We start from the raw sequence: 26,882 nt of genomic DNA on the forward strand, positions 1-26,882 counted from the left end.
CTCCCGGTGCTGCGAGTGGGCATGCGAGCCATCACCTACTCCCGCTACGGCGACTCCGACGTCCTCGAGCTCACCGAGCTCCCGACCCCGAAGGTCGGGCCCGACTCCGTCCTGGTGCGCGTCAAGGCGGCGTCGGTCAACCCGGTCGACTGGAAGGTCCGCCAGGGCTACCTCGACCAGGTCATGGACGTCACGTTCCCCGCCGTCCCGGGGTGGGACGTCGCGGGTGTCGTCGAGCGCGTGGGTCTGGACACCCCCGAGCTCGCGGTCGGTGACGAGGTGTACGGCTACGTCCGCAAGGACTGGGTGCAGGGCGGGACGTTCGCCGAGCTCGTGGCGGCTCCCGTGCGCACGCTGGCGCGCAAGCCCGCGTCCCTGTCGTTCGAGGAGGCCGCGGCGGTCCCGCTGGCCGGTCTCACGGCGTACCAGTCGATCCAGCGCGCGGGAGTGCGCGCGGGTCAGACGGTGCTGGTGCACGCGGCCGCCGGTGGTGTCGGGTCGTTCGCGGTGCAGATCGCCCGGAGCCTGGGGGCGACCGTGATCGGCACGGCGTCCGAGGCCAACCACGACCACCTGCGTGAGCTGGGCGCGACGCCCGTGACGTACGGCGACGGGCTGGTCGAGCGCGTGCGGGCGGCCGCCCCTGACGGCGTGGACGTGATCCTCGACTACGGCGGCTCGGACGCCGTGCAGACCGCGCCGCAGCTGCTCACGGCGGGTGGCACGATCGCCTCCATCGTCGACGCGGGCGCGCGTGAGGACCTCGGCGGGCACTACGTGTGGGTGCGGCCGTCGACGCAGGACCTGGAGGCGCTCGGCGCGCTGATCGAGGCCGGCCACGTGCGCGTCGACGTCGAACAGGTCTTCGACCTCGCCGACGCCGCGGCGGCGCACGAGGCGAGCCAGACGGGCCACGTGCGCGGGAAGGTCGTCGTCCGCGTCTGACCTGGTGACGGGCGGGGCGGCGTCCGCGGTTTCCGACCCGTGCCCCCCCCGCTCGTTAGGACGTGTGGCGCCTCATGCGGCGCGCGCGGCCAGCTGCTCCACCAGGCGCCAGCGGGAGGCGTCGTGCTCGACCACACGGAGGCCTGTCTCGCCGGCACGCAGCAGCGGTCGGCGGCGGTGGTGCTCTCCCGACTCGGCCGACGAGAACGCGTCGAGCACCCGTTGCACCCCCCGACCGAGGCGGGCCGACGACTCGACGTGGTCGGCGAGGAGCAGGGTGCCGCCAGGTCGCAGCACGCGGGCGAGCTCGCGCATCACGACCACCTCGTCAGGCACGCAGCACATGGCGAACGTGCAGACCACGGTGTCGTACGCGTCGTCGGGCAGGCCTAGGTGCGCGCCGTCGGCGATCAGGCTGTGCACCTCACGTCCCAGCGTGCGAGCCCGCGCGACGGCCGCCTCGAGCATCACCGGACTGAGGTCCGTGATGGTCAGGTCGCTCACCCTGGCGTCGTAGTACGGCAGGTTGGCCCCCGTGCCGACGGCTACCTCGAGCGTCCGGCCCGCTGCGCGCGCGGTGACCCAGCGGCGCGCGGGCGCGAGCAGACGGCGTTCGACGAACGCGGTGCTGCGGTCCCACGTCGCCGCCTGCCGATCCCAGTACGCCGGTTCGGGCATGGCGCTCGCGGCGTCCGGTCAGGCCCGGGAACGGTTCCGCGACCAGCGCCAGATGGCGGTCACGATGATCGCTCCGACGATGGAGCCGATGATGCCGCTGGCCCGGAGCTCGATCCCGTCGCCCGCGATCAGGCTGGCGAGCAGCCCGCCCACGAACGAGCCGGCGAGCCCGGCGACGATCGCCATGGTCCAGTCGATCCGCTTCCCCTCGCGGCCGAGGATGAGCTGCGCGGCCGCACCGACCAGCATGCCGAAGAGGATCAGACCGATGATGAGCATGCGGAGAGACTAGGGCAAGACGCCCACGTCGTGCGCCTGTTCGAGCAGCACCACGGGAATCTCGCGCGTGGTCCGCTGCTGGTAGGCGGCGTAGTGGGGCGACCCGGCGGTGATGGCGGGCCAGAGCCGGGCGCGCTCGTCGGCATCCGCGACCCGCGCGAGCATCGGACGCCGCGGCCCGCCGGCGAGCGCAACCTGCACGTGCGGGTCGTCGCGCAGGTTGAGGAACCAGGCCGGGTGCACGTCGTCGCCGCCGCGCGACGCGACGACCACGAGGCTGTCGCCCAGCTGAAGCGGCGCGGTGAGCATCGAGACGCGCGGCCGACCCGACCGGCGGCCCGTCGTGGTCAGCTCCAGGGCGGGGTCGCCCAGCAGGCGGCCTCCGACCCGCCCGCGGCTGACCCGCACGGCGGCGCGGTGCAGCACGCTGAGCGTCTTCATCGTGCGCGTGCTGGCCATCGTCCGAGTCTTGCCGTCAGAGGCCGACCATCGCCATCCCGGACGGACGGCGGTCGTCGGCGGCCAGACGTAGGAGCGGGCAACCTGCAGCGTGACAGATCAGATCTATCGATATACGGTCACCATCTATTGACTATCGATAGGTGGAGGATCCATGAGCCGTTGGACCATCAGGGCCCTGCGTGCCCTGCTCATGCTGATGCTCGGTGGCCTGCTGCTCGTGCAGGTCGTCCTGCTCCCCCTGCTCGGCGTCGACATGTCCCACGGCGACCCCGACGTGGCCCGGCTGCGCTGGCCGTTCGTGCTGATCGGGATCGCTGGCGTCGCGACGGTGGAGGTCGCACTGGTCTGCGTCTGGCAGCTGCTCACGATGGTCCGGCGCGAGACGGTGTTCAGCGCGTCGGCGTTCCGCTACGTCGATGTCATCATCGGCGCGGCCTGTGCGGCGACGGCGCTCGCCGTCGTGCTGTCGTTCGTGCTCGCGCCGGGGGAGGCCGTCGCGCCGGGCGTCGTGCTGCTCGTCGTCATCGGCGGCGTCGGCACCGCCGGCATCGCGCTGCTGGTGCTCGTCATGCGGGCGCTCCTGGCCAAGGCGGTGGCCCTGGACACGACCGCGACCACCCTGCGGGCCGAGCTCGACGAGGTCATCTGATGCCCATCGTGGTGGACATCGACGTGATGCTGGCGCGCCGCAAGATGTCCGTGGGCGAGCTCGCCGAGCGCATCGGGATCACCCCCGCCAACCTCGCCGTCCTGAAGAACGGCCGTGCGAAGGCGGTCCGCTTCTCGACGCTCGAGGCGCTGTGCGAAGCGCTCGACTGCCAACCGGGTGACCTGCTGCGTCACGTCGACCAGCCCGCTCGGGCGGTCCCCTAGGCTGCGCGCATGCCGCCCGAGGACGATCTGCAGGATCTCGTCGACGCCTTCGCGAGCATGCCCTGGTAGGCGTACGCCGCGCTCGCCGTCGGGATCGTCCTCGCGCTCTGGGCCGCCGGCCGGAACGCCCGCCCCCAAGCCGGCGAGGTGTGGTTCGCCGAGGTGCCCTTCGAGGACGGCAGCGGCAGCAAGGACCGGCCCGTGCTTGTGCTCGCCCGCGTCGGGCGACGCTCGTACTCGGTCGCTCGTTCCACCTCGCAGGACCGCACCGCGCGCCGCGACCACGTGCGCGTGCCGTCCGGCGTGCCGGGTCTGCCCAAGGCGAGCTGGCTGAACCTGCGCCCGACGACGCTGCGCAACCGCGCCTTCCGCCGACGGAGCGGCGCGCCCGGGCCGGCGTTCGTCCACTGGTACACCGAGACGGCCGATGCCGTCCGCCGCTGACCGCCGCTGAGCGCGCGGGTTCAGCTGCCGAAGCGGCCGCGCGCCTCGACCGGGATGAGCGGCTTGTCGGCGCGCGCACGGATCTGCTGGACGCTCCAGGTGTTCCCGTCGGGGTCGCTGAACCAGAAGAACGTGCCGCCGTCGCGCTCGTCGAACACCGTGATCTCGGACGCCTCGACGCCGCGTCCGACCAGCTCCGCGCGCGCGGCGGCCGCATCGGCAACCACCAGTTGGAGGCCCTTGAGCGAGCCCGGCGCCATCTCGTTCTGCGACGGCAGGTCGCCGATGACAATCGAGCAGCCCGAGCCCGGCGGGGTCAGCTGGACGACGTGCATGTGCTCGGTCTGCGTGTCGTGGTCGAGGTGGAATCCCACCTGGTCGCGGTAGAACTCCACCGAAGCGGCGATGTCGCTCACGGGCACGACGACGACTTCCAAGGTCCAGTCCATGGGGTCAGCGTGTCGGAACCCGGTCCGGGGCACAACGGCACCGTTGCCTCCTGGGCTCGAGGTGCGGAAGCATGCGGGCATGACGACCCCGGGCTTCGCCACCGGTCGAGCCCGGCGTGGCTCGATCGTCGCTGCCGCGCTGCTGGCCGTCGCCCTCGTCGGCGTCGGCGGGTGGCTGCTGTGGCGCGCGTCCCGCACCGCGGCGTACGGGTGGTTCGCCTACTCGCCGATGTCCGGCGTCGTCACCACGCAGGGCCACACCACGTCGGCGCGGCTCGGCCTCGCCCTGCTGGCCATCGGGCTGCTCGGCCTCGGCGGCGTGGGCGGGTACGTCCTGGGCCGACGACGTCCGCGGGCCTGAGCCGGTTGTCCACAATCTGCAGCTGAGCCCGTCGGACGGGGTGCACCCCGCGCGAGGCTGGCGCATGCCCCGACGCCCAGGCTCGAGCTCCGGACTGCGCCCTCCCGCGGCACCACCGCGCCTCGTCCTCGCGCGGGACCACCGGGACGAGCACCTCGCGCGCCTGGTCGCCGACGGGTCGCTCACGCGCCTGCACCGCGGCGCCTACCTGCTCGCGCCCGCCGGCGATCCGCAGGACCTGTTGCTCGCGCGGATCGCCGCCGCTCACCATCTGGCGCGAACGGAGCACTGCTTCAGCCACACCTCCGCCGCGTTGCTGCACGGGTTGGGGATGTGGCGCCTGCCCTCCGATGTCGAGGTGTACCAGGCCCACGCCCCCAGCAGCCGTGCGCGGAGCGGCGTCGTGCGGCACACGCCGCTCCCACCGGCCGACGATCGCGCCGTGGTGGCCGGGCTGCCCGCCACCACGCTCGCGCGCACGGCGTGGGACTGCATGACGACGCTGCCGGCCGCCGACGCGCTGGTGATCGCCGACGCCGCGCTCCGGGCGGGGGTGGATCCCACCGCCTGGGACGCCTATGCCCGGCCGCGTGCGCGGGGGCATGCGCGGGCCCGAGCGATCCTCGCCGTCGCGGACGACGGGGCGGAGTCGGCGCCGGAGTCGATCTGCCGGTATCGGCTGCTGCGGGCCGGTTTCCCGCCACCCGAGACGCAGATCCGGATCCCGACGCGGCTCGGGACGTTCTACGGCGATCTCGGCTGGTCGCGGTGGCGCGTGGTCATCGAGTACGACGGTCGGATCAAGTACGCCGACCGGCCGACCGAGTCACTCGTCGCGGAGAAGCGCCGGCACGACGCGCTCGTGGAGGAGGGCTGGCGCCCGATCCGCGTCACCAAGGAGGACCTCCGCGTCCGAGGAGCCTTCGAGGCCCGGGTGGCGCGTCACCTGCCCGCCGCCGTGACGAGCGACCTCCGCCGCCGGGGCGAGCTCGCGTGGTGAGCACCGACGCGCCGCGCGCCCACGAGCTGGGCGCCGGCGAGCTGGGCGCCGACGAGCTGGGCGCCGGCGAGACCGTTACTCCGCCACGAGATCGTTAGTTGTACGTGACGGTCTCGCGGCGGAGTGACGGTTTCGTGCGGGATGGCGTGGGCGGGCTACGCGCCGCGCGGGTGAGCTGGGCGGGCGGACAGGCTGCGCCGTCCGGGCGAACGCGAGGTGGCGCGGGGCGGGGCCGCGGGTCAGGTGGGGATGCGGTGGGTCTCGTAGGCCCACATCGCCATCTCCACGCGGTTCCGGGCACCCAGCTTGGCCATGAGGCTCGCCAGGTGGGTCTTCACGGTGCTGAGGCTGATGTGCAGCTCGGCCGCGATCTCCACGTTGGTCAGGCCACGTGCCACCGTGAGCAGCACCTCCTCCTCGCGCGCGGTCAGCGGGTCGACGAGCGGCGCGTGCGGGCTGGCGGGGCGGGCGTCGGCGAAGGCGGCGAGGAGGCGGACGGTGACGTTCGGGGCGATGAGGGCCTCGCCGTTGGCGGCGGCACGCACCGCCTGGGTCAGCAGCTCCGGGCCGGCGTCCTTGAGCAGGAAGCCGCGCGCACCCGCCTTGAGCGCGCCGTGCACGTACTCGTCGAGGTCGAAGGTGGTCACGACGACGACCGCCATCGGCTCCGCGACGCCGGGGCCGGCAAGCAGCCGGGTCGCCTCCAGGCCGTCGAGTTCCGGCATGCGGATGTCGAACAGGCACACGTCGGGCGCCAGCTCGCGCGCCATCCGCACGGCGGCGCGCCCGTCGGCCGCCTCGCCCACCACGGAGATCCCGGGCTGCGCGTCGAGGATCATGCGCAGCCCGGTGCGGATCAGCTCCTGGTCGTCGGCGACCAGCACGCGGATGGTCATGCGGCGGCCGCCCTCGGCAGGACGGCGTCGACGACCCACCCGCGCGACGAGCCGGGCCCGGCCGTGATCGTGCCGCCCAGCAGCGTGGCGCGCTCGGTCATGCCGACGATGCCGTAGCCCGCCGAGCGAGGCGCGAGCACGGTGTCGCCGTCGTCGGTGACGACGCAGCGCACCGCGTCGGGCGACCCGGTGACGGCCACGACGATGCGGGTGGCCCCGCGCGCGTGCCGTACGGCGTTGGTCACCGACTCCTGCGCGATCCGGAACACGGCCGCCCCGACCGCCGGGCCCAGGTCGTCGAGGTCGCCGGTGAGCCGGACCGCGACGCGCTCGTCCGCCGCCGCGAGCGACGGCACGTCGACGACACCCCTCGCCGGCGCCAGCGCCGCGTCGCCGCGATCGCGCAGCGCACCCACCAGCACGCGCATCTCGGCGAGCGTGCGCGACCCCTCGGCCTCGATCACGGCGAGGGCCTCGCCGGCCGCGGCGGGCTGCGTCGCGGCGACGACGCGACCGGCCTGCGCCCGGATCACCATGGCGGACACGTGGTGCGCGACGGTGTCGTGCAGCTCGCGTGCCAGCTGCTCGCGCTCGCGCAGCCGCACCTGGTCGAGCTCTCGCGCGCGCGACACGGAGAAGACGCGGACGGATGCGCCGACGACGAAAGGCGAGGCCATGAAGATGAACGCGCCCACCGCCTCGCCGAGGGTCGTGTAGTCGCTGGAGATGCCCACCGTGAAGGCCACCAGCACGATGGCGGTGCCCAGCACGATCTCTCGCCCCGAGCCCCAGCGCAGCAGCGCGTAGCCGAGCAGCACGACGAATGCCATCGCCCCGAGGCCGACGGATTCCACGCCCGCCGCGAGGGACGCCACGGACACGGCGATCACCGCGCCGAACGTCAGCGCGATCATCGCGAGCGGGTGCGTGCGACGCCAGAGCATGGTGCACGCGAGGCCGAGCGCCATCGCGAGCGCCACCGGCGGCCACACCACGTCCGGGCGCAGCGCCGTCTCGAGCACCGCGATCACGACGATCACGCCGAACAGGAACCAGTCGCGCCACACCCGTCGGGGGGCGCCGGGCGCGCGCGGCTCGGCCCACAGCCGCCGCAACGCTCCAGGGATCACCGACCCAGCGTAGGGATTGGCGGCCTCCGCCGGATCCACCGAAAGGACCACCGGTGCGCCCGCCGTTCGGCCAGGTCAGCGCGGGCTCGGCGGCCGATGTCGCGCGCCGCGCGGGTCGCGACGATCGGAACGACCCGCCACCCCACCTGGAGGACCCGATGCTCTCGCAGACCCTGTACCGCCTGGCCAGCCACGTGGCCCGCCGTCCGTGGACGGTGATCGGGACCTGGGTGGTGCTCGCGATGATCGTCGTCGGCGCGTCCGGCGCCTTCGGCCAGAAGCTCGAGGACTCCTTCCGCGTGCCCGGTCTCGACTCGCAGCGGGCCAACGACCTGCTGGAGCAGGCCGGGTCCGGCCAGGCCGGGCTCACCGCCCAGGTCGTGGCCACGCCGGCGTCCGGCGGGTCGTTCGCCGACGACCCCGCGGCCCGCGACGCCCTCGCCCGGCTCGAGGCCGACGCACGTGCGCTGCCGCACGTGCTGGGCACCACCGACCCGGCGGGAACGGGCGACGGCCTCTCGCCCGACGGCACGGTCGCCCTCGTCCGCGTGCAGTACCCGACGCTCGACCAGCTCTCGCCGGCGGACCTCACCCACCTCAAGGGTCTGCGGGCCGACGACTCGCTGCGCGTCGAGATGGGCGGGGACCTGTTCTTCGCCTACGAGGAGTCGACCGCCAACGTCGGGGAGCTGGTGGGGATCCTGGCCGCGCTGGCCATCCTGCTGCTCGCGTTCGGGTCGTTCGTCGCGGCGGCGCTGCCCATCGGGATGGCCGTGCTCGGCCTCGCCGTGGGGGTCAGCTCGATGCCGCTGCTCGCCCACCTCATGGTCGTGCCGAGCTACGCCCCGGTGCTCGGGGCGATGGTGGGCCTCGGCGTGGGCATCGACTACGCGCTGTTCGTCGTGACCCGGCACCGCGAGAACCTGGCCCACGGCGTCCCGGCGCGCGAGTCGGTGGCCCGCTCGACCGCCACCGCCGGACGGCCGGTCGTGTTCGCCGGTGGCATCGTCATGGTCTCGATCCTCGGTCTGGCGGTCGCCCAGGTGCCGTTCATGACGGCGGGCGGTATCGCGATCTCGCTCGTCGTGCTCGTCATGGTCTGTGCCTCGGTCACGCTCCTGCAGGCGTTGCTGGCCGTGGTCGGGCGTCGGGTGGTGGGGCGCCGCCCGGTGGTGGCGACGAGCCCGGGCTGGGCGCGGTGGACGCGGCACGTCACCCGGCACCCTCGGGTCTACCTCGTGGGCGTGACTGCCCTGCTGGTGGCGCTCGCCGCTCCCGTCGTCGCGCTGCGGGTGGGCATCCCCGACGACGGCGCCCTGCCACCCCACTACACCCAGCGCCAGGCGTACGACCTGGTGTCGCAGGGCTTCGGGCCCGGCCGCAACGGCCCGCTCGTCGTGGCCGTGGAGCTCGACGGCGATGCCACCGCGCTGGACCGCGTGGCCGCGGCGCTCGCCGCCGACCCGGGCATCGCGGCGCTCGAGGAGCCGGTCGTCCGCGGTGACCTCGGCACGGTCGTCGTCTACCCCACCACCGGCCCCCAGCAGGAGGCGACCCACGACACCGTGCAGCGGCTGCGCGACGACGTGCTCCCCCAGGCGCTCGCGGGCAGTCCCGCGCAGGCGCACATCGGGGGTCAGACGGCGAACTTCGCGGACGTGGGCGTGCGCGTCAACGACCGTCTGCCGGTGTTCGTCACCGCGGTCCTGCTGATGTCCTTCGTGCTGCTCGTGCTCGTGTTCCGCTCCGTGCTCGTGCCGCTCAAGGCGGTGCTGCTCAACCTGCTGAGCATCGGGGCGTCCTACGGCGTGATGGTCATGGTGTTCCAGTGGGGCTGGGGCGCCGACCTCATCGGGCTCGAGGCGACCGTGCCGATCGTCTCGTTCATCCCGATGTTCATGTTCGCCATCCTGTTCGGGCTGTCCATGGACTACGAGGTGTTCCTGCTCTCGCGCGTCCGCGAGGAGTACGCGCGCTCCGACGACAACGACGAGGCGGTCGTCGCGGGTGTGGCCAAGACCGGACGCGTCATCACGTCGGCCGCGCTGATCATGGTGTGCGTCTTCCTCGCCTTCGTGCTGGGCGACGACGCGGCGACCAAGATGTTCGGGGTGGGGCTCGCCACCGCGATCCTCATCGACGCGACGCTGGTCCGGATGGTGCTGGTGCCGGCCACCATGAAGCTGCTCGGACGCGCCAACTGGTGGCTGCCGCGGTGGCTCGGCCGCGTGCTCCCGCGCGTGGACGTGGACGGCGAGGAGCGGCTGCCCGTGCTGGTCGCGGTCTAGCCGTGGTCCGGGTGCGGCGCCGACGCGAAGATGTTCAGGCCCAGAGCCTGGGACAGGTACCGCGTGGCGAGCCGGCCCCGCACGCTGTTCCCCGCCGCGTCGAGCGGCGGGGAGAAGGTGGCCAGCCCGCCCTTGCCCGGGGCGACGGTGATGATCCCGCCCGACACTCCGCTCTTGCCGGGCAGCCCGATCGTGGCGAGCCACCGGCCCGACTGCTCGTACAGCCCCGACGTCGCGAGGGCTGCCAGCACGGCGCGGCAGACGGCCGCGTCGACGACGCGCTCGCGCGTCACCGGGTTCACCCCACCGTCGGCAAGGGTCGCGGCCATGACCGCGAGGTCGTGCGCGGTGACGAGGAGCGAGCACTGCCGGGTGTAGATGTCGGTGGTCTCCGTCGGGTCGGCGTAGATGGTGCCGTAGCTCTGCAGCAGACGGGCGATGGCCTGGTTGCGCTGGTTGGTCGCCGCCTCCGAGGCGTAGACCTCCTCGTCGACGACGAGTCGCCGGCCTGCGAAGGCGGACAGACCGCTGACGAGCACCTCCCACTTGTCCACCGACGTCGCGCCGGGGAGGAGGCTGGTGGTCGCCAGGGCGCCGGCATTGACCATCGGGTTCATGGTGGCCCCCGCGTTGAGCTCGAGCGCCATGACCGAATCGAAGGGCAAGCCCGTCCCGTCCACGCCGATCCGGTCCAGCACCGCCTCGTGGCCGAGCTCCTGGCACACGAGCGCGTAGACGAATGCCTTCGAGATCGACTGGATGGAGAACGGGTGGTGCGCGTCGCCCACGTCGTGCGAGACCCCGTCGGCTGCGACCATGCTCAGCCCGAACAGGTGTCGGTCCGCGGCCGCGAGCGCCGGGATGTAGTCGGCCACGAACCCGTCGTCCACGCCTGCGAACCTCGCGTGCGCGTCATCGACGAACCCGCGGACCCTGTCCCGGTCGGGCAGCTCACCGGTGGAGACGATCACCTCTCCGGTCGCGCTCACGCCGTCCCCTGCTGGTGGTCGGCCGCGCTCGCGCTGGATCCGGGAGGCGTCCAGGGCACCGGGGTCGGTAGCGCGGTGTCGTGCGTCGCCATGAGCTGCCTCTCGTCGAGCCCGGTGGTGGTGTCACGGTAGCGGGGGCGTGCCCTCGCCGTGGCTCGTCGTGCGCGCCGGGCCGCGCGCCGGGATACTCGCCCCGTGACTGAACCCGCCTCTGCCCAGCGCCACGGGAGCGGGCCGCTCCGCTCCGCCGTCGTCGTCAACGCCAACCGCGTCGAGAGGGCCGCCGAGCTCCGCGACGAGATCACGGAGCAGCTCGCCGCGGCCGGCTGGCCGGCGCCCGCCTGGTTCGAGACCACCGCCGAGGACCCCGGACGCGGGCAGGCCGAGCAGGCCGTGGCCGACGGCGCCGAGGTGGTGTTCGTGTGCGGGGGCGACGGCACCGTCCGCTCCGCCATCGAGGGCCTGGTGGGCACGGACGCCGCGCTCGCCGTGCTGCCCGGCGGCACGGGGAACCTGCTCGCCACGAACCTCGACGTCCCCACGAACGTGCCCGACGGCGTGGACACCGTCCTCGAACGGGGTCGGCGCGCGATCGACGTGGGTGACGTGGAGGGCCAGTCGTTCGCCGTGATGGCCGGGATGGGGCTCGACGCCGCCATGGTGGACGACGCCCCGACGGCGCTCAAGGCCCGCGCCGGTTCCGTGGCGTACGTCTTCTCCGCGCTGCGGCACGCGTTCGACGACGAGATGCGCGTCGAGGTGACCGTCGACGGCAAGCCGCCCGTGCGGCGCCACGCGCGCACCGTGCTGGTGGGCAACGTCGGCCGTCTGCAGGGTGGGGTGAACGTGCTGCCCGACGCCGAGGCGGACAGCGGCGCGATGGACGTGGCCATCGTCGCCCCGCGGAACCTGGCGCACTGGTTCGAGATCCTGTTCGGGGTGCTGCGCGGGCGCCGACGGCTGCCGCGCGTGGAGTACCTGCGCGGCAAGCACGTCGTGGTCCGCGCCACCGAGCCCCAGCCGCGGCAGCTCGACGGCGACGTCATCGAGCCGGGCACGACGCTCGAGGTCACGGTCCGGCCGGCGTCGTTGTGGGTGTGCGTGCACCAGCCCGACTCCGCCGACGACCTGGCCGAGGGCGGCCCCCACTCGCGCTGACCGGGCTCCGGGCGGCTATCGTCTCCGCCTTGTGAGCCGAATCGTCGAGACCGTGGTGCCTCGCCGGCTCGGCGTCCCGTTCCGGTGGGTGCTCGCCTCGTCCTGGACCACCAACCTGGGCGACGGCATCCTCATCGCCGCGGGCCCGCTGCTCGTGGCGGCCCGCACCCATGACGCCTTCGTCGTCGCGCTCGCGGCCCTGCTGCAGTGGCTGCCGCCCCTGCTCTTCGGTCTGTTCGCCGGAGCGCTCACCGACCGCCTGGACCGGCGCCGGCTCGTCATCGTCGTCGACCTCGTGCGCTGCGCCGTGCTCGCGGCACTCGCCCTCGCGGTGCTCGTCGACCGCGCCACCGTGGGCCTGGTCCTCGTGGCCATGTTCCTGCTCGGCACCGCTGAGACGTTCGCCGACAACGCCTCGTCCACGCTCGTGCCGATGCTCGTCCACCGCGACGACCTGGCCCTGGCCAACTCACGCATCCAGGCCGGGTTCATCACGGTGAACCAGCTGGCGGGACCGCCCATCGGCGCCGCGCTGTTCGCCGCCGGTCAGGCGTGGCCGCTCGCGGTCGACGCGGTGCTGGTGGCCGGCGGCGTGGTGCTCGTCGCGCGCGTGGTGCTGCCACCGCACGGGCGCGAGGAGGGGCACGACTCCCACGTGCTGGCCGACATCGCCGAGGGGTTCCGCTGGGTGCGCCACCACGCCGCCGTGCGCACGTTGGTGCTCACGATCTTCATCTTCAACATCACGTTCGGCGCCGCGTGGTCGGTGCTGGTGCTGTACGCCACGGAGCACCTGGGGCTGGGCGCGATCGGCTTCGGGCTGATCACCACGGTAGGGGCCGTCGGCGGGCTGGTCGGCATCGCCTCCTACGGGTGGCTCACCGCCCGCATCAGCCTGGGCAACCTCATGCGGGTGGGCCTCGTCGTCGAGACCCTCACGCACCTCGCGCTCGCCCTGACCAGCACGCCGTGGGTGGCCCTGGTGGTCTTCTTCGTCTTCGGCGCGCACGCCTTCGTCTGGGGGGCGACCTCCGTGACCGTGCGGCAGCGGGCCGTGCCGATGGCGCTCCAGGGGCGGGTGGGCAGCGTGAACCTGGTGGGCGTGTTCGGCGGTCTGGTGATCGGCTCGGGCATCGGCGGGGTCCTCGCCCAGCACCGTGGCGTCACGGCGCCCTTCTGGTTCGCGTTCCTCGGGTCGGCGCTGTTCGTCGTCCTCATCTGGGGGCAGCTGCGGCACGTGGTGCACGCCGACGAGGGTCCGGCCCCCGAGTAGCGGCGCCCCTGTGCAGGCCGGGCGGTGGTGGACCATCATGCGCAGGTGAGGATCCGCCACCGGACGGCCACCGGGAGATCGGTTGTCGATCCACGCCGCCCTCGTCCGTCACACCCGCGAGCGGGCACGACGGGTGACCGGGACGGAGGACGCACGATGCAGTTCGTGGTGCTGGGATTCGGCGGGTTCGCGCCCGGTTGCGTTGCGCTCTCGTCGGCCGACGCCGCGACGACGGTGTGGGACGGCGCCCTCACGCCCGGCGCGCTCGTCGGCGGCCTGTCGTCCGTCGCGCTCGTCGAGGCGCAGGACCTCGACGCGGTGACCGAGTCGCTCGCCGGGCTGGCGGGGGCGTTCGAGGTCAGACCGGCGGAGCCGCGATGACGGCGGCCGTCGATGCTGCACTCGCGGAGGCCTGGCGGACCAGCTGGAGCCGCCTGGTCGGCCTGCTCATCGGCCAGTACCAGCGACCCGACCTCGCCGAGGACGCCGTCGGCGACGCGTTCGAGTCGGCCGCGCGGCACTGGCCGTCCGACGGGGTGCCGACCAACACGGGCGCCTGGCTGCTCACGGCCGCGCGCCGCCGCGTGCTGGACCGCCTGCGCACCGAGGCCGTGCACCGCCGCAAGGAGCCGCTGATGGTGGTCGACGACGAGATGCGCGCCGCCGCCGCGGCCGTCGTCGACCCGTTCGACGGCGCCCACGTGGCCGACGAGCAGCTGCGGCTCGTCTTCGCCTGCTGCCACCCGGCGCTCGCGGCCGACGACCGGGTGGCGCTGACCCTGCGCTTCGTCGTGGGCCTCAGCACCACGGAGATCGCGCGCCTGCTGCTGGTGCAGGAGAGCGCGATGGCGGCCCGGCTGACCCGCGCCAAGAAGCGGCTCGCCTCGTCCGGCATCCCGTTCGCGGTGCCGCCCGCGGACCAGCTCGACACCCGGCTCGATGCCGTGGCGACCGTGCTGTACCTCATGTTCACGTCGGGGTACCAGCCCGGGTCCGGCCCTGTGACCCTGCGCGTGGACCTGGGCGACGAGGCGATCCGGCTGGCGCGGCAGCTGTCGAAGCTGCTGCCCGGCCGCGCGGTGCTGTCCGCGCTCCTCGCGTTGCTGCTGCTGCAGCACTCGCGGCGCGACGCGCGGCTCTCGCCCTCCGGCGACCTGGTGCTGCTGCCCGACCAGGACCGGTCGCGATGGCACATGGAGGAGGTGGCCGAGGCGGTGGGGCTGCTGGCCGAGCCGGCGCCCCTTCGCCTGTCCGGGCCCGCGCCCGGACCCCTGCGCGGGCCCGCGTCCGACGAGCAGGCGCCGTCGTCCGCCGCGGTGTCGCAGCTCGCGCAGGAGTACCGCCTCCAGGCCCTCATCGCGGCGGAGCACGCGACGGCACCCTCGTCGGCCGACACCCGCTGGGACCGCATCTGCGCGCTCTACGCCGCGCTCGAGGAGCTGACCGGCTCCCCCGTGGTGCGCCTGGCGCGCGCGGTCGCCGTCGCCGAGGCGGCCGGACCCGCGGCCGGGCTCGCGCTGCTCGAAGGCCTCGACGACGCCCTCCCCCGCCATCACCGGCTCCCCGCGGTCCGCGCCGAGCTTCTGGTGCGGGCGGGCGACCCACGTCGAGCGGCCACCGAGTACGAGCGGGCCCTCGCCCTGGTCACGAGCGACGCCGAGCGCGTGCACCTCACCACCCGGCTGGCGGACCTGCCGCGCTGAGCCCCGGCCCCGCCGCGGGCCGGGCCGGGCCGGGCTGGGCTGGGCCGGGCCGGGCGGGGCTGGGCCGGGCCGGGCTGCGCACGGGCGGGCGCTCCCCTCGTCATCTCGCCGATTCGGCATCAGACAGCGGGTTTGTATCGGCGAAACGATGCGGAATCGGCGAAACGATCCAGTCACCGGCGTCACCACAGGCACCCGCTCGACGTCGGAAGCCCCCAGGACGCTCGGCAGAGCGGGATCGGGCACGCGCCGCACTGGACGATCCGACGCATGCCTCGTCGACCCGGCGCTTCCGCGCAGATCGAGCCCGCCCAGCTGCCGACCGTGTGGCTGACGCGCGACCGTCCGCCCCAGGTCGTGGCTGAGAAGCTCCGCTCCGGGCGGTGGGAACGCACGTCGCACGGGGTCTACGTCGCGCAGCGCGCCACCGAAGAATCGCCGTACGAACGAGCGCGGCGACGGGCGCTTGCGAACATCGCGGGGACCGACCGTCGCCTCATCGCGCCGCACTGGTTCTCGCACGAGTCGGCGGCCCTGCTCTGGGGACTGCCGACGTGGACAGTCCCGACGAGGACTCACGTGCTCGGCCCTCGCGCGGCGGGAGGCGAGCGGACGCCGTCGATCGCCAGCCACGTCGGAGCACTCGCCGATGGCGACCTCACCGTCGTCTCGGGCCTTCCGGTGACGAGCCTCGCCCGCACGGTGGCCGACTGCCTCGCGACTCTTCCGCCGCTCCACGGGCTCGTCATCGCCGACTCCGCGCTGCATCGCGGGCTGCCCGTGGCAGACCTGACCGCGGCGGTCCACGCGCGCACGGCTCGCAACGGAGCCGCTCGCGCACGAGCGGTGCTCGCGATCGCCGACGACGGAGCCGAGTCGCCGGGTGAGTCTGCGGCTCGGTTCGTCGTCGTCCGGGACGGCATGCCGCTGCCGACCACGCAGGTCTCGGTCGGCACCCGGCTCGGGACCTACTGGGCGGACCTGGGCTGGGAGGAGTTCCGCGTGCTGCTGGAGTACGACGGCCGCACCAAGTACGGCACGAGCGCCGACCTGTTCGACGAGAAGCGCCGTCACGACGCGCTCGTCGAGACGGGCAGTCGCGTGCTGCGGGTGACCAGCTCGGACCTGAGCAGCCTCACGAAGCGTGTGCTGCCGCTGCTGCCCGCATCAGTCTCCCGTTCGTTGCGCCCCCGTCGCGCGCTCGCCGCCTGAGCCACCACCCTGACGAGGCTCCCGGGCCGCGGCGTCCGATCTGGCACCCGCGCCGGCATCGGTTATCGGTTCGCCGGTTCGGCATCGGTTATCGGTTCGCCGGTTCGGCATCGGTTATCGGTTCGCCGGTTCGGCATCGATTCGCCGATTCCAATCGGCGAATCGATGGGGAATCGGCGTAGTGAGCCGGGCTCGGCCGGTGCCGCCGGGGCCGGCCCGGGCTCGGCCGGGCGCAGCGGGAGCCCGGAGTAGGCCCCCAAGGCGTCAGGTGGTGACCAGGAGGGCCAGGAGGGTGAGGTTGAGGATGACCACGAGGCTCACCACCGTCACGAGCACCGCGTGCAGGCGCGGCCCGGTGCGGGCATCGCCCATGACCTCGCGCGAGCGGGTGTACGCCACCAGGGGGATGACCGCGAACGGGATGCCGAAGCTGAGCACCACCTGGCTGATCACCAGCGTGCCGGTCGGGTCTGCGCCGAGCGCCAGGAGCAGCACCGCGGGGATCAGCGTCACCACGCGGCGCACGACGAGCGGGATGCGTCGGTGCAGCAGGCCCTCCATGATCGTCGCGCCCGCGTAGGCACCCACCGACGTGGAGGCGAGGCCCGACGCGAGCAGCCCGACGGCGAACGCGATGCCGATCCCCAGTCCCAGGGCGGCGACGATGGCGTCGTAGGCGCCCTCGATCGTGTCGGTGCCGGACACGCCGCGCAGGCCCGACGCGGCGAGCAGCAGCAGCCCGATGTTGACCAGGCCGGCGACGACGAGCGCGACCCCCACGTCCCACCGCGTGGCCCGCAGCAGCCGTGCGAGCGACGGGGCATCGGGGGCGCGCCCGTGGCGGTCGCGCGCGAGCGCGGAGTGGACGTAGATGGCATGCGGCATGACGGTGGCGCCCAGCATGCTCGCCGCGAGCAGCACCGAGTCGGACCCGTCGAAGCGCGGCACCAGCCCGGAGAGCACGCCGCGCGCGTCTGGAGGGCTGACCACCAGGCCCGCGAGGAAGCCGAGGGTGATCACCCCCAGGAGGCTGACCACGACGAGCTCGAACCGCCGCTGCCCGAACCGGTTCTGCGTGCTGAGCAGGCCGAGGGAGACCGCGCCGACGATGAGCCCGCCGATCGGCAGCGGCACCCCGAACAGCAGCTGCAACGCGATCGCACCGCCCACCACCTCCGCGATGTCCGTCGCCGCCGCCACCAGCTCGGCCTGCACCCAGAACGCGAGCCGAGGACGCCGGCCCAGGCGCGACCCCAGCACGCCGGGCAACGACCGGCCCGTGACCAGGCCCAGCTTGGCCGACTGGTACTGCACCAGCACGGCCATCGCGTTCGCCACCACCAGCACCCACAGCAGCAGGTACCCGTAGCGCGACCCGGCCGTGAGGTTGGCGGCGACGTTGCCGGGGTCCACGTACGCGATCGCCGCCACGAAGGCCGGACCGAGCAGGAGCGCGCGGGCACGCCCCGCCAGGCGCACACCCGCCGTGCTCACCGCCATGATCCGGAGTCCCGTCCGCCAAGTTTCGGAGACCCGAACTCTATATCCGATGGACGCGCCGCGCGGGGCGGCGCACGGTAGGCACATGGCGACACTGCGCGAGGTCGACGGGTCCGATCCGGGACTGGTGCGCGCATACGTCGAGGCCCACAACGCCGTGGTCCTCGAGACGTGGGGCACCACCGACTTCCACCGCACGGAGCGCGAGGTCGCGGGCGGGCTGCGCGACCAGCGCTACGAGCGCAAGGTGCGTCTCGTCGCGCTCGACGACGCGGGGAGCCCGGTGGCCTACGGCGCGCTCAACCTGTTCCTCACGGACAACACCCACACGGGCTACGTCGACGTGGGCACGGCACCGACGGCGCGCGGCGGCGGCATCGGCGATGCGATCTACGACCGGCTCATGGACGTCGCGCGGCAGGCGGGCCGGACCAAGCTGATGGCGTCGACCGACCAGGCGGTGGAGCCGCCGGCCGGCCCCACCGCCCTGAGCGCCCCCACCGGCCAGGGGCGCGTGGCGCTCGACGACCCCGGCGTCCGGTTCCTCACCCGTCGCGGCTGGCAGCTCGAGCAGGTGTCGCGCCGGTCGGTCCTCGACGTGCCCCTGCCCGCCGCCGCCCTCGCGGACCACCGCGAGGCGGCGCAGCGCGCGGCGGGCGACGAGTACCGCGTGCTGCACTGGAGCGGCCCCACGCCCGCCGAGTGGCTCGACCAGTTCGCGATCCTGCAGACCAGGATGAGCACGGACGTGCCCACCGCGGGGCTCGACTGGGGCGAGGAGACCTGGGACGCCCAGCGGATCCGGGACCGCGAGGCCGAGTTCGCCGAGCGCGACCTGCGCTTCCTCACCGCGGTGGTCGAGCACGTCCCCACCGGGACGCTGGCGGGGTACACGGCCTTCCTCGTGGTCCCGCACACCGACGAGTACGTGCACCAGCACGACACCCTGGTGATCCGCGAGCACCGTGGTCGGCGGCTGGGCATGCTGCTCAAGGCCGCGAACCTGCAGCGTCTGGCCGTCGAGATGCCGACGGTGCGGCGCATCGGCACCTGGAACGCCGAGGAGAACGCGCCCATGCTCGCCATCAACGTCGAGCTCGGGTTCCGCCCGGCGGGTGGCGCCGGCGAGTGGCAGCGCGATCTGGCGCAGGCCTAGCGCGGGCGCGCACCGGCCATCCGCCACCAGTCGCTCCACCGCGACTCCACCTGCGCGAACGTCTCGTCGTCGAGCCCGTACGTCGACATCACCGCGCCCACCGTCCCGTGCGGCGGTGCGCTCGCGGCGGGCGTCTCGACGAGCACCAGCAGCGCCGCCGTGATGCCGTGCACGTGCAGCACCAGCAGCTCGTCGCTCTTGTGCAGCAGCGTGCCGCCCAGCAGGGTCCCGTCGGGCCGACGGGCCTGCACGTTGCTCCCCACCGGGATGCCGCGCACCCCGTGCAGCCCGGCGCGGTCGAGCAACCGCTCGCGACGGTCGCCCGCGTCGAGCCCGAACACCGACAGCGTCCTGCGCGGCTGGCCGGGCTGGACGGTCACCGCGAAGCGCAGCTGCTCGGCACCGGCCACCCAGATGGCGTCCGCATAGTCGTACACCCCGTCGAACCCCGCGACCTCGTGGCTGCGGCGCGTCACGCTCAGGTGGGTGATCTCGGGATGACCGCCCGCGGGGCCGAGCGTCAGCACGTCGTGGTTGGGCCACGTGAGCGTGTGCCGCCCGGCGGCGTCGTGCCCCTCGGTCCCGGCGACGAACGCGGCGACGTGCTCGTCGAGGTCCGGGGCGTCCCAGCGGTACCACCGGCGCACCAGCTCGGGGTCGCGCAGGTGCTTCCACACCGTGGCGGGCACCGCGGGAAACTCCATCGCGACGATCTCGCGGCGGTCCAGCGTCATCGCTCTCACCTCGGTGTGGTCGGCGGCCGACCTTTCGACCGTAGCGCGACTCCGACGGCGGCGTCAGTCGAGGGAGGCGATCGCGCTCCCGTCGATCCTCAGCCCGACGACGTCCCCGGCATCCCACCGCGCGCCGACGGGTGCCAACGCCGTCACGGGCCCCACACCGGGCACGTCGACCCGCACCTCGGACCGGCCGCGGCGCGAGGTGACACCCAGCACCGTGCCCTTGGCCGCTGTGTCCCCCGGCGTCACGACGAACGCGCCCTCGGCGAGCGCCAGCACGGATCCGGACCGCGGACCCGTCGCCGCGAGCAGCGGGGCGGCCGCAGGGTCGCCGACCGGCACGAAGGCTTCGTAGCCCAGGAAGCGGGCCACCTCACGCGACGCGGGCCGCAGCCACAGCTCGGGCGGGGTGTCCACCTGCAGCAGCCGGCCGTCCGCGAGCACCGCCACGCGGTCCGCGACCGCGAAGGCCTCGTCCTGGTCGTGGGTCACGAACACCGCCGTGGTCCCGGTGGCGACGAGCACAGCGCGCAGGTCGACCGCCAGCCGCTCGCGCAGGGACCGGTCGAGCGCGGAGAGCGGCTCGTCGAGCAGGAGCAGGCGCGGCGCGGGTGCCAGCGCCCGCGCCAGCGCGACCCGCTGCCGCTCCCCTCCGGACAGCGTGGCGACCTCCCTGCGCTCGTACCCCGCCAGGCCCACGAGCTCGAGCAGCTCGGCCACCCGGTGGGAGCGCCCGCTCGCGGACGAGCGCCAGGACAGGCCGCCCGACGACAGGCCGTACGCCACGTTGCCGCCCACGTCGCGGTGCGTGAACAGCTGCCCGTCCTGGAACACGAGCCCGAAGCCACGCCGGTGCACGGGCACGTCGACCACCGAGGCACCGTCCCAGGTCACCGCGCCACCGGCCAGCGGCTCGAGCCCGGCGACCGCGCGCAGCAGCGACGACTTGCCGCACCCCGACGGCCCCAGCAGCGCGAGCACCTCACCGGGGGCGACGTGCAGCGAGACGCCATCCACCGCCGGCGCGGTCGCCCCGGGGTAGCGCACCACGACGTCGTGCAGACCCAGTCCGTTCACCAGTCACCTCCAGTGCCAGGGGCCCGCAGCCGCTCGGACGCGGCGACGATGCCGGCGGTCAGCGCGGCGAGCACCACGGACGCCGCGAGCGCCGTGCCGTAGCTGTCGGCGCCCGGCCGGCCGATCAGGCGGAAGATGAGCACGGGCAGCGTCGGCTCGTCGGGGCGCGCGAGGAACGAGGTGGCGCCGAACTCGCCGAGCGACGCCGCGAACGCGAAGCCGACCGCCAGCCCGACGGACCGGGCCGCGATCGACAGGTCGACGCTGCGGAGCACCCGGCCGGGCGTCGCCCCGAGCGTGGCGGCCGCCTGCCGGAGCCGCGGGTCGACGGCCCGCAGCACGGGCAGCACCATGCGCACAACGAGCGGCACGGCGACGACCGCCTGCGCGATCGGCACCAGCACGCCGGACGTGCGCAGGTCGACGGGCAGGCCGAACGGCTCGTGCATCGAGACCAGGAAGCCGAAGCCGACCGTCACCGCCGAGACCCCGAGCGGCAGCATGAACAGCGCGTCCAGCCCGGTCACGGCGCGTCGGCCCGCGGGCCGGCGGGGGCGCCGCGAGACGACGAGCGCCACGAGCCCGCCGACCACCAGGGCCAGGAGCGTCGCCGTCACGGCCGTGCGCAGCGACGTGGCCGTCGCGGACCAGACCGACACCCCGCTGGCGGCGCCCGGCGTGCCCAGCGCCGCGTAGTGGTCGAGACCCCAGCCGTCGCCGACCCGCAGCGAGCGCAGCACCAGGTTGACCAGCGGCAGGCACAGCAGCAGGACGACGAGCGCGGTGACCGCCGCGGCACCGAGCGCCAGCGCGTGCCCGTCGTGGCGCGGTGACCCCGGCGCGCGCCGTAGCGTCAGCGGACGGACGGACTCGGCAGGCGCGGACAGCGCGAGCGCGCGCTCACGCCGCGAACGCGCGCGCCCGGCCAGCAGCAGGGCGCCGGCCACGATGACGAGCTGCACCACCGAGAGGACGGCGGCCGCGCGCAGGTCGAGGAACTGCGTCGTCTGCACCCAGATCTCGGTCTCCACGGTGCCGAACTGCAACCCGCCGAGCACCAGCACGGTGCCGAACGCCGTCGCGCAGAACAGGAAGGAGAGCGAGGCCGACGAGACGATCGCCGGCGTCAAAGCCGGCAGCGTGACCGTCCGGAACGCGCGCCACGGCGACGCCCCGAGGGCGCGGGCGGCCTGGGACGCACGTGGGTCGAGCCGTTCCCACATGCCGCCGACGCCGCGCACCACCACGGCGTAGTTGAAGAACACCAGCGCGGCCACGATCGCGGCGAACGTGCCGTCCAGGTGCAGGAACCCGAGCGGACCGCCCGAGACCAGCAGGGAGCGGAAGGCGACACCCACCACCACCGTCGGCAGCACGAACGGCACGGTGACCAGCGCCCGCACGGCGCCGCGGCCCCGCCACCGTCGCCGGTACAGCACGTAGGCGCCCGGGACACCGAGCAGCACCGCGAGGCTCGTCGCGATCGCGGCCTGCGCGAGCGTCAGCCCGACGATGCGCCACGTGCGCGGCCGAGAGAACACGTCGGCGAACCCCGTCAGGTCCAGCGACCCGTCCGTCACGAACCCGCGCCCCACCATCGCGAGCACGGGCCACGCGAAGAACACCGCGAGGAACAGCACGGGCAGCGCGACCGCGAGCACCCAGAAGGCGCCCATCGTCCGGCCCGGCCCCGGTGCACGCCCGTGCCCCGCGCCCGCGAGGGGCGTGGTGGGACGGGTGAGCACCGGGGCGGTCATGGCAGGGTCAGCCGATCACCGTCTGCGACCACTCCGCGAGCCAGGCCTCGCGGTTCGCGGTGATCTGGTCGGGGGCCACGTCGAACGGCGTCGTCGCCAGCGGCGCGTACTTCTGCCAGTCGGCCGGGATCTCGACCGCCGTGCTCACCGGGTACATGTACATCGACGTCGGGATGTCCGCCTGGACCTCGTCGGAGAGCAGGAAGTCCACCAGCTTCTGGGCGCCCTGCGGGTTCTTCGCGCCCGTGAGCACGCCGGCGTACTCCGTCTGGCGGAAGCAGGTGTCGAGCAGCGCGCCCGTCGTGGCGGCGCCGCCGCTCTTCGGCACGGTCGACGGCGGCGAGGACGCGTAGGACAGCACGATCGGCCGCGGGCCGCCCCCACCCCCGCCGCTGAAGTCGGTGAAGTAGGCGTCCGACCAGCCGTCGGCGACCTTGAGACCGTTCTTCTTCAGGTCGGCCCAGTACGCCTGCCAGCCGTCGCCCTTGGCACCGATGGTGGCCAGCAGGAACGCGAACCCGGGCGACGACGTCACCGCGTTCGGGACCACGAGCAGGTTCTTGTACCGCGCGTCCGTCAGGTCGTCGAGGCTCGTCGGCTCCGCGAGCTCGTGCTTCGTGAACCACGCATGGTCCACGTTGATGCACACGTCGCCGTAGTCGATCGCGGTCAGGCCCGTTCCCCCCGCGTGCTTGGCGGCGTCCGCGGCTGCCGGAGCCGCCGACGTGTAGGGCGCGACGACGCCCTCGTCGACCGCACGCGACGCGAACGTGTTGTCCACGCCGAACATCACGTCGCCGAGCGGCGCGTCCTTGGTCAGCACCAGCTGGTTGACGAGCGCGCCCGCGTCCCCCTGCTGGATCACCTTCACCGCGATCCCGGTCTGCGCGGTGAAGTCGTCGAGGATCCCGTCGCTGAGCGCGAAGCTGTCGTGCGTGACCAGGGTGACGCTGCCCGGGGCCGCGCTGGTGCCGCTCGCGGCCGGCGAGTCCGGGGTGTCGCCCGACGAGCAGGCGGCGAGCGACGCCACCGCCACGGTCGCCGCGGCGACGAGCATGAACCTTCTGTGCATGGTGCGTTGTCCTCCATCGTCTGGAGGGGTCCCCGCGCCCGTCGTCGACCGTCCGTGGGACGCGCGACGACGACCACGGAGATGAGAAGCCCGACTCCCTACGCCGGTACCAACCGGATCAGGTTCGAGGGTCTGCGGTTGTCCGCACTCTCAGCGTCCAGGCACCTGGCCTGACGCTCCCCTGTCGTTCGCCGTCATCCTACGCCCGACCAGCACCTGCGCCCGCACGGCGCTACGGTCGTGGCAGACCTCCCCACACTCGAAGGAGCACGCATGTCCGGCAGCAAGCAGCAGGACCTCGTCGCCAAGCTCGTCGGCACCGCCGCAGCGCTCGCCGCGGCGTGGCTGGCCCAGAAGCTCATCGCGGAGACGTGGAAGGCCCGCACCGGCCACGAGCCGCCGCGTGCGGACGACGAGGGGGACCACGGGCTCACCGAGCTCGTCGCCGCGACCGCGCTGACCGGCGCCATCGTCGGTGTGGCGCGCGTGCTGGCCACGCGAGGCGCGGCGAAGCTCACCTCCAACGACGGCGCCTGAGCACCGTCACGGAGCGAGGCTGGGCGCCTCGGCGATGCCGAAGCACTCGCGCAGCGCGCGCCTGGCGGCGTACCAGCCGCTGAGCCCGTGCACGCCCGGACCGGGCGGGGTGGACGCCGAGCAGAGGTAGACGCCGTCGCGCCCGGTGGCGTACGGCTCCCACGACGCGGTCGGGCGCGCGAACATCTGCGTGATGGTCGCGGCGCCCGCCGAGATGTCGCCGCCCACGTAGTTCTCGTTGTGCGCGCTCATGTGCGCGGCGGGGATGCAACGGCTCGCGACGACCACGTCGCGGAACCCGGGCGCGTAGCGCTCGATGTGGGCGGTGACCGCCTCGGTCACGTCCACGTCCGACCCGGTCGGCACGTGCGCGTAGCTCCACAGGGGCCGCAGCATGCCCGCGCGCCGCGACTCGTCGACGACCGTCGGGTCGCTGACCAGCACCATCGGCCGTTCGGCGTGCCGGCCGGCCATCACCTCGGCCTCGGCGTGGGCCATCTCCGGCCGCGTGCCGCCCACGTGCACCGTCCCCGACAGACCCACCTCGGGCACGGTCCACGGCACCGGTCCGTCGAGCACGAAGTCGACCTTCGCGGCCGCGTTGCCGTACGTGAACCGCTCGAGCGCGCGGCGCCTGCGCGGCGGGATGCGGTCGCCCAGCACCGCCAGCAGCGTCCGTGGCGTGGTGTCGAACAGGTAGCAGTGCGCGGGCGGCAGCTCGGCGAACGAGCCGACGTGCAGGTCGGTGACGAGCTCGCCACCGTGCGCCACGAGGTCGGCGACGAGGGCCGCGGTGATGGCTGCTGACCCGCCTCGGGGGATCGGCCAGCCGTCCCCCGCGTGCGCGAGGGCGCTCAGCAGAAGGGCGGTGCCCGCGCCGGCGAGGGACGGCAGGGGCGTGATGGCGTGCGCCGCGACGCCCGTGAGCAGCGCGGGCGCGACGTCGCCGACGAACCGCCGGTCCCACGCCCGCGTGCCCTGCTCGAGCACCGCGAGCCCGAACGCCGCCGCGGTGCCGAGCCCCCGACCGAGCATCCGGTCGGGGATCGACCGCTTGTCGCCGAGCGCCACCGCGACGGTCGCGGCGTGGTCGTCGGCGAGCCGGCCGACGAGCGAGCGCCACGCGCCGCCGTCGACCCCCAACCCCTCGACGGTGCGGTCGAGCGATCGGAACGCCAGCCCCGCGCGCCCGTCGGGCAGCGGCTGCGCGAACGACACCTCGGGCGAGAGCAGCTCGACGCCGCGTGCTCGCAGGTCGAAGGCCTCGAAGAACGGCGACGCCCACGCCATGGGATGCACCGCGGAGCACAGGTCGTGCACCACGCCTTCGGCCAGGCCGAGGTCGAGCGTGCGTGCGCCGCCGCCGACGGTCGGCTGCGCCTCGAGCACCTGCACCCGCAGGCCGGCCCGCGCGCACACGACCGCGGCGGCCAGCCCGTTCGGACCGGACCCGACGACGACGACCTCGGCGCGTGGCACGACTCGATCTAAGCACCCCGACGGCGCCGGGCTCGTGCCGTCAGCGTGTGCTGCGGATCTCCTCGACGAACCGCGTGGACCGCTCGCGCAGCCCCGCGATGCGCCGCTCGATGATCTGCTCGCGCGCGCCCTCCGCGCCGTCGCCGGCCTCGGCGCGCGTGGGGATCCGGCGGACGTTCTTCGAGCACGCGAACTCCGTGCACACGAGCGTGCCGATGGTGTCTCCGCGCCGGCCGGCGGCTCCACCCCGCTTGGCCACGTACAGCGTCACGTCGTCGGTCTCGACGATGTCCTCGCACCAGGCGCACACCGCCTTGCGGCGACCGCGGGCGGCGTCGTTGCTGCGCAGCAGCACCCCGACGGGCTCGTCGTCGATGAGCATGACGACGTACGACGACAGGGGCGCCTTGCGGTCGCGCCAGCCGAGGTAGTCGAGGCGGTCCCAGCGCACCTGCGCCAGGTCGGGGAGGGTGGCGTCGTTCGCCTCGCGCTTGGAGGCGTTGACGAAGCAGGAGCGGATCTGCTTCTCGGTCAAGGGGTTCATGGTCAGCTTCCGGGAGGGTGCGTCGGAGTCCGCCGCTGTCGCCGGCGGACGGTCGCTGCGGGGTCGCAGCCGCTCCGCGCCGGCGCTCCTGTCAGAGCTTCACGGCGCGGGCCACGTGGTCGCCTGAGCAGGCCTGCACGGCCACCCCGCTCCCCGCGATGCCCAGCATCTGCACTCCTCGCCGGTCCGATGAACCGGCGCCGCGTCGCGGCACCGCCTGGAACAGACTACGCCGCTGGCCCGCGCGCCTCGCGCGACCTCGGTCCCACCCGGACCCGCGCGCCGGGCGCGACCTCGGTCCCACCCGGACCCATCCCGCCGACGTTATCGGCCGCCGCAGCGCCCGTCGCTTCGCCGATTCGACATCGATTCGACGATTCGAATCGGCGGATCGATGCGGAATCGGCGAGACGACGGCGACGGACGCGCTGACCGGGCCCTGCCCCTGGACCTCGAGCCCCCGTCAGCGGCGGCGCAGCTCCAGCACCGGGATGACCCGGGTGGTCTTCTGCTCGTAGGACCGGAAGCCCTCGGAGCGCTCCTTGAACCGCTCCCACGCCTGGTCGCGCGCACCGTCCAGCAGCTGGGTGGCGTGCACGTCCACCGTGCCGTCGTCGGGCGTCTCGATGCTGACGTCGGGGTGGGCGAGCAGGTTGTGGAACCACGCGGGGTGCGTGGGGGCGCCGCCCTTGGACGCGGCGACCAGCCACGTGTCGTCGTCGGCGCGGATGGCCGCCACCGGGCTCACCCGCTCGGTGCCGGTCCGGGCGCCGCGGTGGTGCAGCAGCACCAGGCCGCGGCCGAAGCCCATGGTCTGCACGTCCCCGCCGTTGGCGCGGAACTCGTCGATGATGTTCTGGTTCCAGTCGGACATGGCTCC

General features: G+C 73.9%; 29 protein-coding genes and 1 riboswitch. Of the genes, 14 read left to right on the plus strand and 15 right to left on the minus strand.

Annotated features, from left to right (window positions below):
• Positions 1 to 21: 21 nt before the first annotated feature.
• The gene (locus QRT05_RS01130) at positions 22 to 945 is read left to right on the plus strand and encodes an NADP-dependent oxidoreductase (RefSeq protein WP_289444409.1); all 924 of its coding nucleotides are present in this window, start codon (positions 22 to 24) and stop codon (positions 943 to 945) included.
• A gap of 72 nt (positions 946 to 1,017) precedes the next feature.
• Here the strand turns inward: QRT05_RS01130 and QRT05_RS01135 are convergent, their stop codons facing one another.
• The 3 genes from QRT05_RS01135 to QRT05_RS01145 are packed head-to-tail and all read right to left on the minus strand — an operon-like array spanning position 1,018 to position 2,361.
• The gene (locus QRT05_RS01135) at positions 1,018 to 1,623 is read right to left on the minus strand and encodes a class I SAM-dependent methyltransferase (RefSeq protein ID WP_289444411.1); all 606 of its coding nucleotides are present in this window, start codon (positions 1,621 to 1,623) and stop codon (positions 1,018 to 1,020) included.
• A gap of 18 nt (positions 1,624 to 1,641) precedes the next feature.
• Entirely contained in the window at positions 1,642 to 1,902 is a 261-nt protein-coding gene (locus QRT05_RS01140) for a GlsB/YeaQ/YmgE family stress response membrane protein (protein ID WP_289444414.1), read from the minus strand.
• A gap of 9 nt (positions 1,903 to 1,911) precedes the next feature.
• On the minus strand, positions 1,912 to 2,361 hold the full coding sequence (locus QRT05_RS01145) for a nitroreductase/quinone reductase family protein (RefSeq protein ID WP_289444416.1): 450 nt from the start codon (positions 2,359 to 2,361) through the stop codon (positions 1,912 to 1,914).
• Between the two features lie 154 nt (positions 2,362 to 2,515).
• Here QRT05_RS01145 and QRT05_RS01150 point away from each other — a divergent pair, with 154 nt between their 5' ends.
• The 3 genes from QRT05_RS01150 (at position 2,516) to QRT05_RS01160 (ending at position 3,681) form a co-directional block, all read left to right on the plus strand.
• Positions 2,516 to 3,013, plus strand: coding sequence for a DUF2975 domain-containing protein (locus QRT05_RS01150; protein ID WP_289444418.1), 498 nt, complete (start codon positions 2,516 to 2,518; stop codon positions 3,011 to 3,013).
• Positions 3,013 to 3,237, plus strand: coding sequence for a helix-turn-helix domain-containing protein (locus QRT05_RS01155; protein WP_289444420.1), 225 nt, complete (start codon positions 3,013 to 3,015; stop codon positions 3,235 to 3,237). Before QRT05_RS01150 ends, QRT05_RS01155 begins: the two co-directional genes overlap by 1 nt.
• Before the next feature lie 147 nt (positions 3,238 to 3,384).
• Positions 3,385 to 3,681, plus strand: coding sequence for a hypothetical protein (locus QRT05_RS01160; RefSeq protein WP_289444422.1), 297 nt, complete (start codon positions 3,385 to 3,387; stop codon positions 3,679 to 3,681).
• Between the two features lie 20 nt (positions 3,682 to 3,701).
• Here the strand turns inward: QRT05_RS01160 and QRT05_RS01165 are convergent, their stop codons facing one another.
• Complete coding sequence (locus tag QRT05_RS01165; protein ID WP_289444424.1) at positions 3,702 to 4,130, minus strand: VOC family protein; 429 nt, start codon at positions 4,128 to 4,130, stop codon at positions 3,702 to 3,704.
• Between the two features lie 79 nt (positions 4,131 to 4,209).
• On the opposite strand from QRT05_RS01165, the gene QRT05_RS01170 reads away from it, so the two are divergent.
• The gene (locus QRT05_RS01170; protein ID WP_289444426.1) at positions 4,210 to 4,491 is read left to right on the plus strand and encodes a hypothetical protein; all 282 of its coding nucleotides are present in this window, start codon (positions 4,210 to 4,212) and stop codon (positions 4,489 to 4,491) included.
• A 64-nt stretch (positions 4,492 to 4,555) separates the two neighbouring features.
• Entirely contained in the window at positions 4,556 to 5,491 is a 936-nt protein-coding gene (locus tag QRT05_RS01175) for a hypothetical protein (protein WP_289444428.1), read from the plus strand.
• 239 nt (positions 5,492 to 5,730) lie between these two features.
• On the opposite strand, the gene QRT05_RS01180 is transcribed toward QRT05_RS01175, so the two are convergent.
• Together QRT05_RS01180 and QRT05_RS01185 are read right to left on the minus strand one after the other, a co-directional pair.
• The gene (locus tag QRT05_RS01180) at positions 5,731 to 6,387 is read right to left on the minus strand and encodes a response regulator (RefSeq protein WP_289444430.1); all 657 of its coding nucleotides are present in this window, start codon (positions 6,385 to 6,387) and stop codon (positions 5,731 to 5,733) included.
• The gene (locus tag QRT05_RS01185) at positions 6,384 to 7,517 is read right to left on the minus strand and encodes an ATP-binding protein (protein WP_289444432.1); all 1,134 of its coding nucleotides are present in this window, start codon (positions 7,515 to 7,517) and stop codon (positions 6,384 to 6,386) included. The genes QRT05_RS01180 and QRT05_RS01185 overlap by 4 nt, the downstream gene beginning before the upstream one ends.
• A 158-nt stretch (positions 7,518 to 7,675) precedes the next feature.
• Between QRT05_RS01185 and QRT05_RS01190 the strand changes: the two genes are divergently transcribed.
• Positions 7,676 to 9,805, plus strand: a complete 2,130-nt coding sequence (locus tag QRT05_RS01190; RefSeq protein ID WP_289444433.1) for an MMPL family transporter — start codon at positions 7,676 to 7,678, stop codon at positions 9,803 to 9,805.
• Here the strand turns inward: QRT05_RS01190 and glsA are convergent.
• On the minus strand, positions 9,802 to 10,794 hold the full coding sequence (glsA, locus tag QRT05_RS01195) for a glutaminase A (RefSeq protein ID WP_289444435.1): 993 nt from the start codon (positions 10,792 to 10,794) through the stop codon (positions 9,802 to 9,804). The two genes, QRT05_RS01190 and glsA, sit on opposite strands and share 4 nt — an antisense overlap.
• 195 nt (positions 10,795 to 10,989) lie before the next feature.
• On the opposite strand from glsA, the gene QRT05_RS01200 reads away from it, so the two are divergent.
• From QRT05_RS01200 to QRT05_RS01220, 5 genes are all read left to right on the plus strand, one after another.
• Positions 10,990 to 11,952, plus strand: coding sequence for a diacylglycerol/lipid kinase family protein (locus tag QRT05_RS01200; RefSeq protein WP_289444437.1), 963 nt, complete (start codon positions 10,990 to 10,992; stop codon positions 11,950 to 11,952).
• Between the two features lie 31 nt (positions 11,953 to 11,983).
• Positions 11,984 to 13,225 carry an MFS transporter gene (locus QRT05_RS01205; protein WP_289444439.1) on the plus strand — a complete coding sequence of 414 codons (1,242 nt, stop codon included), beginning with the start codon at positions 11,984 to 11,986 and terminating at the stop codon, positions 13,223 to 13,225.
• 156 nt (positions 13,226 to 13,381) lie between these two features.
• On the plus strand, positions 13,382 to 13,606 hold the full coding sequence (locus QRT05_RS01210) for a hypothetical protein (RefSeq protein WP_289444442.1): 225 nt from the start codon (positions 13,382 to 13,384) through the stop codon (positions 13,604 to 13,606).
• The gene (locus QRT05_RS01215) at positions 13,603 to 14,928 is read left to right on the plus strand and encodes an RNA polymerase sigma factor (RefSeq protein WP_289444445.1); all 1,326 of its coding nucleotides are present in this window, start codon (positions 13,603 to 13,605) and stop codon (positions 14,926 to 14,928) included. The genes QRT05_RS01210 and QRT05_RS01215 overlap by 4 nt, the downstream gene beginning before the upstream one ends.
• Before the next feature lie 270 nt (positions 14,929 to 15,198).
• A complete protein-coding gene (locus tag QRT05_RS01220) occupies positions 15,199 to 16,140 on the plus strand; it encodes a hypothetical protein (RefSeq protein WP_289444446.1) in 942 nt (313 codons plus the stop codon).
• Between the two features lie 264 nt (positions 16,141 to 16,404).
• Here QRT05_RS01220 and QRT05_RS01225 read toward each other — a convergent pair whose 3' ends face one another.
• A complete protein-coding gene (locus tag QRT05_RS01225; RefSeq protein WP_289444447.1) occupies positions 16,405 to 17,640 on the minus strand; it encodes an Nramp family divalent metal transporter in 1,236 nt (411 codons plus the stop codon).
• Between the two features lie 85 nt (positions 17,641 to 17,725).
• On the opposite strand from QRT05_RS01225, the gene QRT05_RS01230 reads away from it, so the two are divergent.
• Complete coding sequence (locus QRT05_RS01230) at positions 17,726 to 18,796, plus strand: GNAT family N-acetyltransferase (RefSeq protein ID WP_289444449.1); 1,071 nt, start codon at positions 17,726 to 17,728, stop codon at positions 18,794 to 18,796.
• Here QRT05_RS01230 and QRT05_RS01235 read toward each other — a convergent pair.
• From QRT05_RS01235 to QRT05_RS01250, 4 genes are all read right to left on the minus strand, one after another.
• Entirely contained in the window at positions 18,793 to 19,530 is a 738-nt protein-coding gene (locus QRT05_RS01235) for a hypothetical protein (RefSeq protein WP_289444451.1), read from the minus strand. The genes QRT05_RS01230 and QRT05_RS01235 overlap by 4 nt on opposite strands.
• A gap of 63 nt (positions 19,531 to 19,593) precedes the next feature.
• Positions 19,594 to 20,616, minus strand: coding sequence for an ABC transporter ATP-binding protein (locus tag QRT05_RS01240; protein ID WP_407650302.1), 1,023 nt, complete (start codon positions 20,614 to 20,616; stop codon positions 19,594 to 19,596).
• Complete coding sequence (locus QRT05_RS01245; RefSeq protein WP_407650270.1) at positions 20,610 to 22,370, minus strand: ABC transporter permease; 1,761 nt, start codon at positions 22,368 to 22,370, stop codon at positions 20,610 to 20,612. The genes QRT05_RS01240 and QRT05_RS01245 overlap by 7 nt, the downstream gene beginning before the upstream one ends.
• A gap of 7 nt (positions 22,371 to 22,377) precedes the next feature.
• On the minus strand, positions 22,378 to 23,442 hold the full coding sequence (locus QRT05_RS01250; protein WP_289444456.1) for a thiamine ABC transporter substrate-binding protein: 1,065 nt from the start codon (positions 23,440 to 23,442) through the stop codon (positions 22,378 to 22,380).
• A 78-nt stretch (positions 23,443 to 23,520) separates the two neighbouring features.
• Positions 23,521 to 23,635: riboswitch (TPP riboswitch) on the minus strand.
• 80 nt (positions 23,636 to 23,715) lie between these two features.
• Between QRT05_RS01250 and QRT05_RS01255 the strand changes: the two genes are divergently transcribed.
• Positions 23,716 to 23,979, plus strand: a complete 264-nt coding sequence (locus tag QRT05_RS01255) for a DUF4235 domain-containing protein (protein WP_289444458.1) — start codon at positions 23,716 to 23,718, stop codon at positions 23,977 to 23,979.
• Positions 23,980 to 23,985: 6 nt separating this feature from the next.
• On the opposite strand, the gene QRT05_RS01260 is transcribed toward QRT05_RS01255, so the two are convergent.
• The 3 genes from QRT05_RS01260 to QRT05_RS01270 form a co-directional block, all read right to left on the minus strand.
• On the minus strand, positions 23,986 to 25,458 hold the full coding sequence (locus QRT05_RS01260) for a phytoene desaturase family protein (RefSeq protein ID WP_289444460.1): 1,473 nt from the start codon (positions 25,456 to 25,458) through the stop codon (positions 23,986 to 23,988).
• A 40-nt stretch (positions 25,459 to 25,498) separates the two neighbouring features.
• Entirely contained in the window at positions 25,499 to 26,002 is a 504-nt protein-coding gene (locus tag QRT05_RS01265) for an FBP domain-containing protein (protein ID WP_289444461.1), read from the minus strand.
• 463 nt (positions 26,003 to 26,465) lie between these two features.
• Positions 26,466 to 26,876 carry a nitroreductase/quinone reductase family protein gene (locus QRT05_RS01270; RefSeq protein WP_289444462.1) on the minus strand — a complete coding sequence of 137 codons (411 nt, stop codon included), beginning with the start codon at positions 26,874 to 26,876 and terminating at the stop codon, positions 26,466 to 26,468.
• Positions 26,877 to 26,882 lie beyond the last annotated feature (6 nt).

This window comes from Cellulomonas edaphi, from assembly GCF_030362815.1.
In the GTDB taxonomy this organism is placed as follows: Bacteria; Actinomycetota; Actinomycetes; order Actinomycetales; family Cellulomonadaceae; genus Cellulomonas; species Cellulomonas edaphi.